Genomic DNA, 15873 nt, shown 5'->3' with positions numbered 1-15873 from the left:
GACACAAGTCCCTGCGCGCTGATCGGCAGCGCGCAGGGTTGCTCCCCGTGCAGGCGGGCTGACAATCTGAATGAAATGAACGGCGGGGGCGCAGTTGCGCCGCCGCCGTTCCTCTCCCAAATCGTATGAATCGCATTCCCAAGCTGTAATCTCCTTTCCTTCTTCTCCCCTCTTTGCTCATGTCGCAGCGCCCGCCCGATCGCTGCTAGCTTCTGCATTTCTCGACGGCTAACCGATTACAGTTTTGATACCGCGCATTTTGGTACGCGAATTGATGAACCAACGCACCAGAGAGGGCCAGGATCGGGCCCATCCCAAATCCCAATGCCGTCCGTGACGCAGGAAGCGGTCGCGGACGGCATCTTGTTCTGAAGGTCCCCTGAACCAGGCCTCGCCACAGGCCCGTTTCTGCTGCGAGTCAATTCCCGGGCGCCCAGCGGAGATTCTCACCGGGCACCTGGCGATCGTCGGGAGACGAACCGGTTTTCTCCGACTCTCCTCAACCGTTTTGCAGCGCGGTGGGCCGTGAAAAAAAATCAAAGGAAGGCTGGTGCACACCTTGCGTCCGGTATTCTGCGTTCGCGCCTTGCTCCATCGTCTCTTCGTTTTCCGTCTGGCTCTCGCCACGCTTCTGCTTCCCATTGAAGTGCTGCTCGCCAGTGACGACGGTCCGTTGGTGTTTTCCTCGGTCAATGTGCGCAGCGTACGCAGCGGCAATTGGTCGGAGGCCACGACCTGGTCCGGCGGCAAGATTCCTGCGCGCGGGGATCAGGTGTTGATCGATCGCGGCCACACGGTGACCTACGATCTCGTTTCGGAAGAGGCGATCCGGCTGATTCACGTGCGCGGCCGGCTGGTGTTCTCGCGCGTGAGCAACACGCAGCTCGACGTGGGCATGATCATTCTGCAGAACAGCGACACCGTCGATGAGAATTTCCACTGCAGCGTGCGCCACGAAGCCGTGTACCTGGGTGAACCGCGGCCAACGCTCGAAGTCGGCGCGCCGCAGCAGCCGATGCCGGCAAACCTGACGGCGCGCATCCGGCTGGTGGATTTTGCCGACATGCGCGACGATTGCGGCCCGGGCATTATCAGCTACGGCGGCCGCATGGATTTTCACGGCGCGCCCTTGAACAAAACCTGGGTGAAGCTCGGCCAAACCGCCACTGCCGGCACCACCACCCTCGTGCTCTCGGATTCGGTCAACTGGCGGCCCGGCGATCATCTCATCGTCACCGGCACGAACAAATTCGACAGCTTCAAAGGCAATGGCGACACGTTTCGCGGCAAGGACAAAGCCCACACCGAAGAGAACTACATCCAATCGGTCTCGCCCTCCGGCAAAGTCATCACGCTGAAAACCCCGCTGCGCCGCACCCATCTCGGCACAGGCGAGTTTCGCGCGGAAGTCGCCAACCTGTCGCGCAACGTCATCATCGTGTCGAAAGATCCGCAGGGCGTGCGCGGCCACACGCTTTATCACTACAACAGCCGCGGCAGCATCAGCTACGCGGAATTCGCCCATCTCGGCAAGCTCAACACGCTCGCGCGCTACCCGATTCACTTCCACGTGCTGGGTGATTCGCACCGCGGCGCCAGCGTGATCGGCGCTTCGATTTGGGACTCCCACAATCGCTTCCTCACCATTCACGGCACCAATTATCTCGTCGTGCGCGATTGTGTCGGCTATCAGTCGGTGGGACACGGCTTCTTCATGGAGGATGCGAGTGAGGTGTTCAACCTGCTGGATCACAATCTCGCAGTGCTGGGCTACAACCATGCGCCGCTGCCCGATCAGGCGCTGGCCTACGATCAGAATGCCGGCGCCGGCTTTTGGTGGGCAAACGGGATGAACGGCTTCGTCAACAATGTTGCGGCAGAATGCGACCGCTACGGTTTTCTCTATGAAATTCCGCCGGACATTCGCAACAGCGTACAGCAGCCGGACGGCTCGATGCGGGACAATGTCCCAATCAACACGCTGCCCTTCATTCGCTTCGACGGCAATGAGGCCCACGGCATGATGATGTACGGTTTCAGCGGCGAAGGCGAGGCCAAGCCCGACAATCCCTTCGTGATCAGTAATCACAAGAGCTGGCAGGTGCGCTATGGTTTGCGCGCGGTGGGCAATTATACTTTCGTGCAGGACTACAATGCCTGGCAGGCGACGTATGGTTTCTACGGCACTGCTGCGAAAAACGTCAGGCTGGTGGGCATGAAGGGCAAAGAACTCAATCAAGTTTCGCTGGAGTTCTACGAGAAGCCGGAAGGCTTGCACACCTTCGAAAACCTGGTGCTGGATCAAGTCGGGCAGTATCCGTTTCGCATCACCGGCCGCGACGGCCGCAGCGAGCCGTGCGAAATCCACGTGCGCAATTACACGCTCACCAACGTGGAAGACAACAAGACCGGCGCCGGCAGTGAGACCAACCACGCCAAAGCCACGCCGGAGCTGACGCTTTATTTGCACGACTTTTTCGGACCCAACCGCGATGCCAAAGTGATTCCCAGGAATCAAACGCGCAGCGACGGTTTGAACTATCAGGTCATGACGCCGACGTTCGAGGAATACGTCAAAGTCGCGGAAGTCAACGTGCCGTTTCCGGAGAATCCCATCAAGCCGATGGATCGCATGGGGCCGGTAACCGCGATCACTTATCCGCCCGCGGATCAAACCGTGGCCACGCGGCCCAACGGCGATCTGATCGTCACCGGCACCTGCTTTGATGCGAGCAGCATTGCCTCCGTCACGGTGAATGGCGTGAAAGCGCGGCCGTTGGCGGATAATTATCTGCAGTGGCAGGTGCGCCTCAGCAATCTGCGCGGCGGCGAAGTCACCCTCAAGGCCGAGGCCGTGGATGAATTCGGCAATCGTGAGCTGAACCCGCATGTGCTCAAAGCCAACCTCAGCGGGCCGACGGCCGTGACCGAGGCTGGAGCTGCCGAAACGACGGTGCGGCATTATTCGCTGTCGCAGAATTACCCCAATCCCTTTAATCCTGAAACGCGCATCGTGTTCGAGGTGCCGCTGGATGATCTCGGCAGCCGCTCGGTGCGGCTGGTGGTTTTCGATATTCTCGGCCGCCAGGTCAAGACGCTGGTGGACGGCAAGCTGCTGCCGGGCAAGTATACCCAAACCTGGGATGGCCGCAACGAGTTGGGCGTGGCCGTCAGCTCGGGCATCTATTTCTATGAATTGACCGCCGCGAGCAGCAGCGGAGCAACGTTCCGCCAGACGCGCAAGATGGTGTTGTCGCGGTAGCGGGAGTCGAAAAAAGCTGAACAGAAGCAACCTGAGTTCACCAGAATTATCTGGCCACCTCCCGCCATGAGCCTGAGTCTCATGTTTCACGACATGAGGCTCAGGCTTCTTTGTTTTGAAAGTCGTCAAAAAGGTGGTTGAATTCTTTTGGGAATTGCTTATACTGCCACCACAATTCGAGGCGCAGACTCGGTGCTACCAGGCGTTGGTCGCGTGCCCAGGTAAATTCGCTCCGTTGAAGTTTACCAGACAATGATGCCCAGCAAAAGATGTCGTCACGCTTTGTGCGCCGCGCTCGCTGCCGCGGCTTTCTTATGGAACTGTAATGATAACCCGACCGAGAGTGGAACGTTCAACGTGACATTGAGCGCCGCCACCCTCCCGCCGCTGGCTGCCGGCGAGGGCCACTACGAGCTGTGGATCAGTTTTCCCCAAGACGAGCTGCGCCTGCAGAAGCCGGTTCATGGCGATGAAGCCTACGTGAGTTTCGGCAAGTTCAATGCCACTGGCAACGGCCAACTGATGGACTTGAACGGCAAGGCGATGGTCTTCGCGCCCAAGCCCGGCGTGGAAATCGACATCAATCTCGCGGTCGATGCCGTGCTCTCGGTCGAACGCGAGAGCGACACTGACAATCGACCCAGCTCGCGCCTGCTCGGCGGTGAATTCACCGGCAACGATCGACGGGCAACCGCGACACTGCGAGCTGACAGCAAGGATGCCGTGGGTTTCGATTTTACCGGCAGCAGCGGCAGCTACCTCCTGCAGACGCCCTCGACGCCTGACACGCTCGATTTCAACCGCGGCCTGTGGTGGATGAGGCCGAATGAAACCGCCGGTTTGAGCAATCTGCCCGCTCTGACCGACACCTCGGGTTGGAACTATGAAGGCTGGCTGGTCGATCAATCCGGCGCGCAGCCGCAATACTATTCCACCGGCACGTTCTTGACCGCCATCGGCGCAGACGCGGATGGTGCCGGTTTGACTGCCGGCGGCGGTACCGGCTTGCCATTTCCAGGCCAGGATTTTGTGCGGGAAGCACTCGGCATACCGTTGCCGCCACCGTTGGACAACGGCAGTTTGGCGGTGCTGGTGACACTGGAACCCGTGCCAGATAACTCACGCCAGCCGTTTTATCTCGTCATTCTGAAGGATGAAAGGATCGAGCCGAACTCGGCGGGGCCGCAGACCGCAGCGCCGATGCAAAATGTGGCGGCGAGCAGTTTCCCCAGCGCAATGGTCATCATCGATCGTTGAAATTCGGGCGAAAGCATTGGCTTCGCGTTAGCGCAGCCGGGATGCTGCAATCTCAACCGGCACTGCGCCAGAAGCAAGAACCGGCAGGTGCTGCAACGTTTGGCCGCTGAGGGCGTCTGGTTTTTTACCTGCCTCCGCCCTGCCGTTCTGCCAAACGAGCTGGTGGCCTTCTCGTGCCCAGCGTTGAAAGTGGCCCCCGCAAGCAGCGAATGGCGGGAGCGATTTTCCCGGGCGGAGCGTAACGCAAACGGCGTTTTCATTCATCGTGCTGATGTCTCTTCTGATCACAATCCTGCTTGTGCTGCTGCCGCTGGCGGATGGCAAGGCCCAGCTCACCAAGCGTGAGCGGGCACAGCAGCTTCTGCAGCAAACGCTTGCAGAAAGGCCGGGCTTGGCGTTGCCTGAGTTGGTCAGCCGCCTGGAAAAAGTCACGCGTCTCGATTCCAAGTTCGCCGAGGCCTACTATCAGCTCGGACTGGCGCGGCAGCAGGAGAATACCATTCGCAGCCGCAGCGCCGCGGTCGAGGCATTCCTGCGCGCGATCGCGCTGCAACCGCGCAACCAGGAGTATCGCTACCAGTTGGCGTTGCTGCAGATCGAGCGCGGCTTTGACGGCGAGGCCCGCAGCCAGTTCAAGCAGATGATGAAAACCGATCCCGCTGATCCCCGCCCCTATTACCATCTCGCGCTGTACGAAGAGAAAGACATGCTGCATTACCGCGAGATGGTGAGTCTGCACGAGAATGCCACGATCTCGTTTCAAGAGTTTGCGCAGAAGGATTTCGAGGAAGCCAAGCGCTTGCTGGAAACGGCGCTGGCGCTGGATCCCGGCATGCTGCCGGCGCGCCAACGGCTGGCGGCGCTGTTCTTTGAAGTCGAGCAGTATGATGAAATGGCTGCGGTGTTGCAGGCCGGCCTCGGCGTGGGCAATTGCACAGCCGGCGCCAATCCCGCGCTTGCCGATTTGCACCTATGGCTGGGGCTGGCGCACACCCGCCGCCACGATCCGGAAGCAGCAGCCGCGGCTTATGCGGCCGCCTTCGCGCTGTTGCCGCCGGAGCACCGGGCCTTCTTCTCCTCGCTGGCGCCCGTGCTCTCCCCGGCGGCGCTGGAATCCTATTCGAGCTTGGACACACTCAGCCGGCGGCGACAGGAACAGCATTTCTGGCAGGCGCGCGACCCGCTTTTTCTCACCTCCGCCAACGAACGCTTGTTGGAGCATTTCAGCCGCATCGCTTATGCCGGCCTGCGCTACGGCGTTCCGGAGAAAGGCGTTGCCGGCTGGCAAACCGATCGCGGCCGCGTTTTGGTTCGCTTCGGATTCCCGCGCCAGCGGCTGCGGACCCGCGCAGATCTCGGCACCACACCCACCGGCCACGTCACGCTCAACGCCTCCAAAGAAGTGTGGGACTACGGCGACTTTCACATGATCTTTGACGATCGCTTTCTCAACGGCAATTATTCTTTTGCATGGAATTTGGATCCGGAGGGCGACGGCAAGGTTTTGTTCGAGCGCCAAGTCGAGCGCGAAGCGGAACGCTTTGACTTCCCGCATGGCGGCCAGCCGCTGACGCTGCCGCACGTCATTGCCCAGTTTCGCGCCCCCGGCCAGCCCGACAGCACGCTGCTGGAAATCTACTACGGTTTGTTCAGTACTGATTTGGAGCCTGCCGCGATCAAGCAGGATCAGCGGCAATATCAACTCGCGCGCGGCTTTTTCCTGTGCTCGCCGGATTGGTTGCCGCAACATAGTTGGCGGCAGGATCGCAAAGTTCTCACTGCCGCTGCCGGCACGCCGAAGGGACAGGAAGTCCTGATCGAGCGCTGGACACTCGCTGCGCCACCGGGCACCTATAACTTCTCCCTGGAAACGCTGGATCTGGCTTCGCGCCACTCGGGTGTGGTGCGGGATGAGATTGCCATCGAAGATTTCTCCGGCAGCCGGCTGGCGGTGAGCCAGATTCTGCTGGCGGAGGCAGTGGAACCGGCGAGCGATGAGCTGCTGATGTACAACAAGGGTGAACTCGGCATTCTGCCCTCGCTGGCACGCCGGTTTCGGGCGCAGGCGCCGATTTACATCTACTACGAAATCTACAATCTCGGCCAGGATGAGACCGGCGCAACCAGCTTCCGCATCGAAACCACGGTGGAACGCGACGACCCGGAACGCTCGCCGGTTGCGAGCGCAGTGCGTTCGCTCGGCCGGCTGTTGGGCCTGGGCAAGCAGCCGGTGGCCGTCACCTCGGCGTTCGAATCACAAGGCACGAGCAGCCAGGAGAATTTGCATCACAGCATTCAAGTGCTGGAAGCCCAAGCTGGTAAATACCGTCTCACGCTCACGGTAATTGACCTGCAGCGCAACCAGCGCGCGACGCGTGCCGTCACTTTCGAGATTCTCTGAACCCAAAAAGAAGTTGACTTCACCCCGCCGAATCTCTACATTCGCCGTCGCCTTGTGAGCCACAAGGCGCCTGCCAACGGTTCATCGTCAGCGCAGATGCCGGGGCAGGCAAAACCGATTGCGCTACCCAAGCGGGCAGAAGTTGGGTTCGGGCCGGCACCGGCCGCGGTTGTCTGTCGCGTTGCACCATTCCCTCCACGAGCACAGGAAGCAGACATGATTGCAGACGTTGTCATCAAAGAACTCACGACCTATCCCGATGAACGCGGCTTTTTTCGAGAGATCATCCGGCGGACAGACGGTTTTTTCCCGGAAGGGTTCGGACAACTCAGCCACTCCGCCATGTATCCGGGCGTGGCCAAGGCGTGGCACATTCACCGCAAGCAGATCGATTGGTGGTACGTGCCGGTGGGGAATTTGAAGCTGGTGATGTATGACAAGCGCGCTGATTCGCCGACGCATGGCGAGCTGCAAACGATTTTCATGGGAGAGAACTATCCCGCCAAGGTCGTAAAGATTCCCGCGGGCGTGGCGCACGGTTGTAAAGTACTGGGAGGCGGCGTCACGCATCTGTTTTACGTGACCTCCAACGTTTACAACCCCGATGATGAGGGCCGCATCAATCACGATGATCCGACCATCGGTTATGATTGGACGGCCGGGCCCGAGATCAAATAACCGGCAGTGAAAAGGAAAAGGCGCCGGCAATCTTGCCCTGGCGCCTGATCAATTCGAATGGCCGTGCCGCAGGTGGTGTTCGCCACGCGGCGCGGCATTTTTGTTTCCAGCGCGCGCGGGTTGCAGAGGCAATGCCAGGTTGCTGGCTTGCCGCCGTGCGGCTTTCTCTGCGGCCAGGAAGGAGGCTGCACTTCAACGCAGCGGCCGTCTCAGCCGGTGTTCGAACAGCAAGGCAATCTTCGCCACCAGCAGCGTGACCAGCGAGATGAACACCAGCTTCCAACTCTGCGCGAAAAACTGTTCGCCGAGAGATTCCGGCAAAGCCTTGTTGCAAGCGGCGACAACGCCGGCAAGCATCCGGCTGAGCCACGCGCGGGCGGGATCGAGATAAGGCGCAATCCGCTCATAGGCCAGCACGGCTTTGAAGGACGGCGGCAGTGAAATCCAGGCAGTGAGGAGGCCGGCCAGCAGCATGACGATCAACAGCATCGTTTCCGTATCCACGCGGGAAGCAGGCGGCGGGGCTTGCGGCAACCGCGTCATTACGCGGGCGGCGAAATCCGGCGGCAACTCGGGAACCGGCCCGGGTTGCAACGCTGCCATCATCTCACGGTGTGCTGCCCACTCACGCCGGCAGGCGGCGCAAAGGTCGACATGCGCGAGCAGAACGGCGGGCAGAGCCTGATGCTCAGCGCTTTCATCGAGAAAACGGCGGAACGCCTGGCAATCGCTGGTCCTCATCTTACCTTCTCACCTTTTTACATCACTTCAGACAGAATTTCCTCTTGCGGCATGGCTTGCAGCATGCGGCGGCGCAGCATGGCGCGGGCGCGAAACAAATGCGTCTTCACCGTGTTGAGCGGCAACCCGAGAATTTCGGCAATCTCCTGATAGGGAAGCTGCTGGGTATGGTAGAGAATCAACACGTTGCGAAAATGGTCGGGCATATTTGTCATCACCTGCTCGACCAACGCCGCGCGCTCACGCTGCGCGAAGTCATGATCGGGCGCTTCGGCCGCCGGCAAATGTTCGAGTGCAACGGCAGCCGGCCGCGGCCGGGCCGTGCGTTTCTTCTCGAGATAATTCAGGCAGACGTTGTAGCAAATGCGGTAGAGCCAGGTCGAGAAGGTGGCATCCTCGCGGAACTTGGCCAGGCCGCGATAGGCGCGCACAAACGTGTCTTGTGCCGCTTCTTCCGCGTCTTCGCGGTTTTTCAGCATGCGAAAAGTGGTGTGGAAGATGCGCGCCTGATAGCGTGTGATCAAATGCGCAAATGCCTCGCGCTGGCCGGCGCGCACGCGTGCGACCAACTCGTGATCCGGCTCGATCATGCCTTGCCTTGTTTTTTCGTTTCCCTGCTTTTGACCGGGTGGTTCGAGAAAAGGTTTCACTGCGGTCGCGGCACTTTTTTCCTGCTGCCGGCTGAAACATTTTCGCGGCGGTTCCGGTCAAAACCGGTCGAAAACAATACCAGGAAGGTTGGGCGGTCTTTCGCCAACGCCGCCAAAGATAAATCAATTTCGCCGGTTTCGCCACTGAATTGTTGGCCGCTCGGCAAGACCGTGCCGGACGCGGCGAAAGAATGAAGCGGAATTCAACCAATGGAGACCCAAAATGGCAGAACTTATTCCCCTGGGCGCATTTGCGATGGTCGCCTATGTCTTCGTGCAGTATCTGCATCATCGCCAGCGCATGAAGCTGATCGAGAAGGGCATGGCCACCACCGAGTTGCCGCCCATCACTTCCAGCGTGAGCAACTCGATGCGATTCGGTTTGATTGCGATCGCGTTGGGTCTCGCGATCTTCATCTCCCAGGTCTTCGAGGAAATGTTTCGCAGTTGGGGCAATGAAGACACGTTTGCGATGGGATCGATTTTCGTGGGGGCGGCGCTCATCATTCACACGCTGATGAGCCGCAAGGCGGGTGCAAGTGGCAGTGAAAAAGAAAACGATCTCAGCCTCAGGCGCAGCGCGGAATAGCTCAGGCCGGCGCGGCTGCCGCTGCGCCCAAGTCTGCCTCATTGTGGTGCCCGTGGCCGTTGTGCGCTGCGGGCACTTCAAACACCAACTCGAGCTCCACGCTGGTTGCGCCGCGCGCCTGGAATGCGCGGCATACCGGCACTTGCTCGCGGACTGCTGCAAACGCGGGCTGTGAAATCAACAAAGCGGCGCCGGCAGCGCGAGCGAGGTCGCGCAGTTCCCGGGCGGAGGTGAGCGTGCGCCCCAAGGCCACGGGCAGCCGTTCACCCTCAAAAGCAAGCATGCCGATGGTCGCGAGGCCGGCATGCACGCCGGCGCTGAACGGCAATTCGGTTTCGAAGTGCCGGCTGAGATAATCATTCAGCTCGAGCCCGATATTCGCCATTTCGCGGCCGGCATTCACGGCGTTGAGCACTGCCGCGCGAATCTTCCCGCTCATCCCAAATATGGCCGTCATCCGGCCGCCGCCAAAGGCAGTAATCGAACCTCCCCCCTGTTGCACCACCGTGCGCGTGAAAAAGTAGAAGCGATTCAAGGCTTGCATGGCGTCGTAAGCCGAGACTTGGGTTGCGAACTGATCGAAGCCCTGCAGGCTTGCGCTCAACACGGCCACGGCTTGCTGCCTGGCAGCCGGCAACAGTGGCGCGGCCTCCGAAGCGCGCGCCAATTCAGCATCGATTTCATCGCGCAAAAGAATCTGCACCCGTACCGGGCCGTGAATCTTGGTCTGGCAGGCCAGCCGAATCGGCGCCGCGAAGTGTCTGCTCTGAAGCATTCCGCGCTCGGCTTCCGCCATCGGCGAGCAATTGTTTTCGCCGGCGAGCACCGCCACCCGGCAAGTGGTGCATTGCGCCTGCCCTCCACAATCGTGTGCATGAAACAGCCCATAACGCTGTGCCGCCTGCAGAATGGTGGTTCCGGGTTCAACTTCAAACCGGCCCAGCTTGTTGAAGATAATGCTTGTGGCCATGGGAAGGCTCCTGTGCTTGGCAATCGACTCGGCACATCACGGACGTTGACCGGGCGAATTCACATGCAAGTATATACTGACAAGGCGGTCAAAATGGGCAAGCACGATTCGGAGGGGAATTGCGAAAGGTCAGTTGGCGGGAAATGCCGCGGCGGGTTCATGCAGAGTGGCAAAACTACCACCCATAACGCACTTCAGGATACAGAATGCCAATGGCAAGCCGAAAGATGGGCGGGAAGACGTAGTCGAACATCTTCCAGGCCACGATCAAACCGGCAAACGCCAGCGGGCTGCGGCTCCATTCCGCCACGCGCCGCGCCAGCGGTACGCTCATGAACAGTCCCAAAACTGTGATGCCGTCGAGCGGCGGCACCGGCATCAAATTGAAGGCCATGAGCAGAAGATTCAGACAGAACAGAATGCTGACCACGGTGGCAAGCACCTCGGCCACACCGCCGCCGGTGGCGCCCACCATGCGGGTGAAGCTCAGCGAGGAGGGTATTTCGAAAAAGCCGGCAAGAATGCCTACCCGGATGGCGAGTGCCGCGATCAGGACCAGCGCAAAATTCGCGAGCGGCCCGGCAAGCGCCATCCAGGCGGCGCGTTTGGGATGGCGCAATTGCCACAGGGGATCATAGGGCGCGCTCGCCCAGCCCATCATCCAGCGGCCCTCATTCAACAAAAATGAAACAATCGGAACCACGATCGTGCCGATCGGCTCCCGGCGCATGTGCGGAATGGGATCGAGCGTGACTTGTCCACCGGCGAAGGCAGTGAGATCACCGCCGAGCTTGGCAGCCAGCGCGTGCGCCGCTTCATGGCAAGTGAGCGACAGCAGAAAAATCACATACCAGATCGGCCCGAGGGCCAGATAATCCTCCAGCATCGGCGTTGTCCCGCGCGTTGGAAAAGTGAACCTGAAAGTTTTCGAATGAGGCTGCGGCGAACCGCGGGCCGCAGGTGCCCTGCGGTCAATGCCGGCAGCTGTTCAAGACGTGGCAAACGCCTCCCGCAGATTCGCCCATGTTTCCCACAAGCCTTCCGAGATGACTTTGGTGTGGCCGACCACCGGCATGAAGTTGGTGTCACCGCCCCAGCGCGGGACAAGGTGAAAATGCAGATGCGCATCGATGCCGGCGCCGGCCACCGCACCGACATTCATGCCGATATTGAAGCCTTGCGGCCGCATCAAACGCTGCAAAACTTTGGTGGACTGCTGCAGCAGAACCGACATTTCCGCCAGTTCCTCGGCAGTCAGACGGTCGAACGCCGACTCATGGCGATAGGGCACCACCATGAGGTGGCCGTTATTGTAGGGAAACTTGTTCATGATCACGAAGGCGCGTTCACCGCGCTGCACGATGAAGTTATCGCGATCATCGGACTGCCTGGGTTTCTCGCAAAAAATGCAGCCTGAATCTTTTGGGCTGAGAATGTATTCGATGCGCCAGGGCGCCCACAGGATTTGCGATGCGGTCGCGTCTGCCATTTGCCGGATCAACTCCCTTGTGCGCGCGCTTCCTCGTATTCCTTCATCAATTTCTCCGCTTGCTCACGCGGCACTTCTTCATAGTGGGCGAATTTCTGGCTGTAGATGCCGCGGCCCTGCGTCATCGAACGGAGCTTGTTGGAGTATTTGGCCATCTCCTTCTGCGGCACCAGCGCGCGAATCACTTGGTTCTTGCCCCTTCCTTCCATGCCCAGGATCTTGCCGCGGCTGCCGGAGAAATCACCCATGACATCGCCCATGTATTCATCCGGTACCGTGACCTCCACTTCCAGGATCGGCTCGAGAATGATGGGCCTGGCTTTTTGGAAGCATTCCTTGAAGCACATGCGGCCGGCAGTCTTGAAGGCATTTTCGTTGGAATCGACCGGATGCATCTTGCCGTCATGCAAGATGACGCGCACATTGGTCACCGGATAGCCGGCCACCACGCCGGAGGTCATGATTTCGAGAATGCCTTTCTTCACCGCGGGCACGAAGCGGGCATCAATCACGCCGCCGACGATGGCGTTGACAAACTCCAACTTGCCGCCCCAGGGCAAGTCATTGAGGTCGACGTCGCGCACGTTGTATTCATCCGGCATGGGCGCGCCTTCCCGGTGGGCTTCCATGTAGAAGTGCACTTCGCCGAATTGTCCCGCGCCGCCGGTCTGTTTCTTGTGGCGGTAGAATTCCTTGGCTGTTCCCCGAATAGTCTCACGGTACGGAATCTTGGCCTCGACGATGTTGACCTCCACGCCATACTTTTCCTTCAAGCGTTTGACGATCATGCCAAGATGCAGCTCGCTCTGCCCCATCAACAACACCTGATGCAGCTCGGGATCGACGCGCATGCTGAAAGCGGGGTCTTCATGTTCCAGCGCATGCAAACCGGAAGACATCTTGTCCTCATCGCCTTTGGATTTGGGCTCGATGGCGATCGTCATGAGCGGACTGGGGAAGACAATGGGCGGCAGCGAAATCGGCTGGCGGCTGTCGCACAGAGTGTGACTGGTGTGGGTGTAGCGCAGTTTCACCACCGCGGCGATGTCACCGGCATGCAAGTGCGCCACTTCCGAACGGTTACGGCCGTTCATGCAGTAAATTTGGCCGATCTTTTCAGTCTGCTTCTGGCGGGCGTTGTAGACTTCGGAGTTGGGGTGCATCTTTCCGGAGTAGACCTTGAAGAAAGACAGCTCGCCGAGATGCGCTTCGGAAACCGTTTTGAACACGAGCGCGGCCAGCGGGGCGTCGTCGGAGATGGCGCGTTTCTGTTTTTGGCTGTTGTTCTCCACGGTGCCTTCCACTTCGCGGCAGTAGTCCGGCGCCGGGCCGTATTCGACGATGAAATCGAGCAACCCGGCAATGCCGGCGGCCTGCGTGGCCACCGTTGCCCAGATGGGAAAGAGCTTGCGGGCCGCGATGCCGGCGCGCAACCCCTGTTTCACCTCCTCGAGCGAAAGCGCACCGGCTTCGAAGAACTTTTCGAGCAGCTTGTCGTCGGCTTCGGCGGCTTGCTCCATCAATTGCATGCGCAGCGTTTGTGCCATGTCCTGCAGGTTGGCCGGCACTTCTTTCACGCTGGTTTTGCCCGCTTCGCTGTAGGAGATCAATTTCATTTGCAGAATATCGACGTAATCCCGGGCATTCACCGGCAGCACCACTGGAAAGGCGCTGTTGCCGAAAGCCTCCCGCACGCCGGCAACGACCTTGTCAAAATCGGTGTTCTCTTTATCGAGCCGGTTCACCACGAACATGCGCGGCAGGCCGTATTCGTCCGCAATTTGCCAGGCGGTTTCGGCACCCAGTTCGACCCCCGCCTGGGCATTGAGCACGAGCACCGCGAGATCAGCCGCGCGCAAGCCGCCGCGCACTTCGCCGATGAAATCCGGATAGCCCGGCATGTCGATCACGTTGATCTTGTGCTCCTTCCACAAGCAGTGGAGCAGCGAAGTGATGATCGAGTTTTTGCGGTTGATTTCATCGGCATGATAGTCAGACAAGGTGGAACCTTCATCAACCGAGCCCATGCGCGAAATGCCGCCGGAAACGAAAACCATGGCTTCCGCCAACGAAGTCTTTCCGGCAGTGGCATGGGCAACCAGCCCGATATTGCGAATACGATCAGTGGTAAATTCCTTCACGGCACTCCTCCATAAAAGGGGATCAAGGTTTGCGTCATTGCGCTTGTCATCGCAGTGCAGGGAGATTTCTCAATTTCGATTTTGCGCCGGTGCGACGCGCTCCCGCAGCAAGCGTTTGAGAATCTTGCCGGTGGGCCCGTGCGGCAACTCGGCACAGAATTCGATGGTGCGCGGGCATTTGTAGGCCGGCAGTTGCGACCGGCAGAATTTGATCAGTTCCTCCGCGGTGGCGGCGTGCGGCCGCCGCAGCACCACATACGCCCGCGCCTCCTGGCCGAGCGTGCCGTCCGGCAGGCCGATGACGGCGCATTCCACCACCTGCGGATGCGACAGCAGGCAGCGCTCCACTTCCAGGGGAAAAACGGAAAAGCCCGCGCGTCGAATCACTTCGCTTTTGCGGTCCACCAAATACAGATAGCCGGATTCATCGGTGCGGCCAATGTCACCGGTGTGCAGCCAGCCTTCACTCAGCACGCGCGCGGTTTCCTCGGGGCGGTTGTGATAGCCTTTCATCACGGCGGCGCCGCGCACGACGATTTCACCGATCTCGCCGGGCGGCAGCTCCTCGCCCTTCTCATTGACAATCGTGACTTCCAGGCCGGGAAGCTGCTTGCCCACCGAGCCGTGCTTGTTGGTGATGTCCGGCCGGTTGGCGCTTACCAGTGGGCTGCACTCCGCCAAACCATAGCCCTCGAAAATGGCAACGCCGAAACGCTGCAGCAGCGCCTGGCGCAGGCTGTCTTCCACCGGCATGCCGGTAACGATCAAGGCCTGCAACGAGGCCAGCGAAGTATCGCTGGCAGGCGCTTCGCCGCCGGCAGTCGAGGCGCCTTCTTCAATGGTTTTAATCTCTGCGAGCAGATGATGCAGCATGGCCGGCACCGCGACAAAATGCGATACCCGTTCGTGCGCAATGGTCTGCAGCACCTGCAGCGGATCGAAGCGGGGAATGAGCACGCAGCAGGCGCCCGCTGCCAGCGGCACGTTCATGGTCAACATCTGCCCGATGCCATGAAAGAGGGGCAACGCCGCGGCGAAGCGGTGATGGGCATCGATGCGGAACGCTTCCCAGCAGGAGAGCACCGAGGCGGCAACGCCGGCGTGTGTCAAGACTGCGCCGCGCGGCAAACCGGTGGTGCCCGCGGTGTAGAGAATGATCGCGGGATCATCGCCGGCGGCGACACTCGGCGCATCTTTCGCAGCAGGCGCCTCGGCAATCAAGACATCGAAATCGAGCGTATTGGCAGGCAGCGCGGCAGCATTGCTGGCGTCGGTGGGATATTGGAGGAAAATGCGATGGCGGCACTCATCGAGCGTTTGCACGGCGGCCATCAAATAGCGGCTGAAACCGCTCCACGCGATGAAGCCCCTGGCGCCGGAATCCTGCAAAACGTGGTGAATCTCCTGCTCGCGGAACATGATGTTGATTGGCACCACCACCAAACCGAGCTTGAGCAGCGCGTAATACGCGACCGGAAATTGCAGCAGGTTGGGCAGCATCAGGGCGATACGGTCGCCGGGCAGCAAATTGAGCTTTGCCAGGCCGCTGGCCAGCCGGTTGACCATAGTGTGGAAATGGTTGTAGCTCCAGCGCGTCTCCGCGAAGACGAAGGCGTCGCGATCGGCATAGCGGTTGGCGCAGATTGTCAGAAAGTCGAACAGCGAGCGTGCAACCATAGGTGTCAACCAGGGCCA

At 60.0% G+C, this 15873-nt stretch carries 13 protein-coding genes; 6 read left to right on the top strand and 7 right to left on the bottom strand.

Translation table 11 applies throughout. The features are described 5' to 3' along the window. Window positions 1-550: 550 nt before the first annotated feature. The 4 genes from L6R21_14505 (at window position 551) to L6R21_14490 (ending at window position 7598) form a co-directional block, all read left to right on the top strand. The gene (locus tag L6R21_14505) at window positions 551-3262 is read left to right on the top strand and encodes a hypothetical protein (GenBank protein ID MCK6560403.1); all 2712 of its coding nucleotides are present in this window, start codon (window positions 551-553) and stop codon (window positions 3260-3262) included. A gap of 357 nt (window positions 3263-3619) precedes the next feature. Next, the gene (locus L6R21_14500) at window positions 3620-4519 is read left to right on the top strand and encodes a hypothetical protein (protein ID MCK6560402.1); all 900 of its coding nucleotides are present in this window, start codon (window positions 3620-3622) and stop codon (window positions 4517-4519) included. Between the two features lie 271 nt (window positions 4520-4790). After that, window positions 4791-6920: a GWxTD domain-containing protein gene (locus L6R21_14495; protein ID MCK6560401.1), complete on the top strand. Its 2130-nt coding sequence runs from the start codon at window positions 4791-4793 to the stop codon at window positions 6918-6920. 216 nt (window positions 6921-7136) lie between these two features. Next, the gene (locus L6R21_14490) at window positions 7137-7598 is read left to right on the top strand and encodes a dTDP-4-dehydrorhamnose 3,5-epimerase family protein (protein MCK6560400.1); all 462 of its coding nucleotides are present in this window, start codon (window positions 7137-7139) and stop codon (window positions 7596-7598) included. Between the two features lie 192 nt (window positions 7599-7790). On the opposite strand, the gene L6R21_14485 is transcribed toward L6R21_14490, so the two are convergent. Both L6R21_14485 and L6R21_14480 read right to left on the bottom strand, forming a co-directional pair. Further along, complete coding sequence (locus L6R21_14485) at window positions 7791-8339, bottom strand: hypothetical protein (GenBank protein MCK6560399.1); 549 nt, start codon at window positions 8337-8339, stop codon at window positions 7791-7793. A gap of 17 nt (window positions 8340-8356) precedes the next feature. Beyond that, window positions 8357-8929 (bottom strand): sigma-70 family RNA polymerase sigma factor, encoded by a 573-nt coding sequence (locus L6R21_14480; protein ID MCK6560398.1) that lies wholly within the window; start codon window positions 8927-8929, stop codon window positions 8357-8359. Here L6R21_14480 and L6R21_14475 point away from each other — a divergent pair. Together L6R21_14475 and L6R21_14470 are read left to right on the top strand one after the other, a co-directional pair. After that, on the top strand, window positions 8912-9184 hold the full coding sequence (locus L6R21_14475) for a hypothetical protein (GenBank protein ID MCK6560397.1): 273 nt from the start codon (window positions 8912-8914) through the stop codon (window positions 9182-9184). The two genes, L6R21_14480 and L6R21_14475, sit on opposite strands and share 18 nt — an antisense overlap. A gap of 28 nt (window positions 9185-9212) precedes the next feature. Then, on the top strand, window positions 9213-9578 hold the full coding sequence (locus tag L6R21_14470; protein MCK6560396.1) for a hypothetical protein: 366 nt from the start codon (window positions 9213-9215) through the stop codon (window positions 9576-9578). Between the two features lies 1 nt (window position 9579). Here the strand turns inward: L6R21_14470 and L6R21_14465 are convergent, their stop codons facing one another. From L6R21_14465 to L6R21_14445, 5 genes are all read right to left on the bottom strand, one after another. After that, complete coding sequence (locus L6R21_14465; protein ID MCK6560395.1) at window positions 9580-10548, bottom strand: 2Fe-2S iron-sulfur cluster-binding protein; 969 nt, start codon at window positions 10546-10548, stop codon at window positions 9580-9582. 175 nt (window positions 10549-10723) lie between these two features. Continuing rightward, window positions 10724-11434: a site-2 protease family protein gene (locus L6R21_14460; protein MCK6560394.1), complete on the bottom strand. Its 711-nt coding sequence runs from the start codon at window positions 11432-11434 to the stop codon at window positions 10724-10726. Window positions 11435-11536: 102 nt separating this feature from the next. Further along, a complete protein-coding gene (locus tag L6R21_14455; GenBank protein ID MCK6560393.1) occupies window positions 11537-12037 on the bottom strand; it encodes an HIT domain-containing protein in 501 nt (166 codons plus the stop codon). A gap of 8 nt (window positions 12038-12045) precedes the next feature. Next, window positions 12046-14178: an elongation factor G gene (locus tag L6R21_14450; protein ID MCK6560392.1), complete on the bottom strand. Its 2133-nt coding sequence runs from the start codon at window positions 14176-14178 to the stop codon at window positions 12046-12048. Window positions 14179-14247: 69 nt separating this feature from the next. Further along, a complete protein-coding gene (locus L6R21_14445) occupies window positions 14248-15855 on the bottom strand; it encodes an AMP-binding protein (GenBank protein MCK6560391.1) in 1608 nt (535 codons plus the stop codon). Window positions 15856-15873 lie beyond the last annotated feature (18 nt).

Source organism: bacterium (genome assembly GCA_023150945.1).
Taxonomy (GTDB): domain Bacteria; phylum Zhuqueibacterota; class Zhuqueibacteria; order Zhuqueibacterales; family Zhuqueibacteraceae; genus Coneutiohabitans.
The sequence above is the reverse complement of the archived record's forward strand: the minus strand, read 5'-3'. Positions and strand labels throughout refer to the sequence as shown.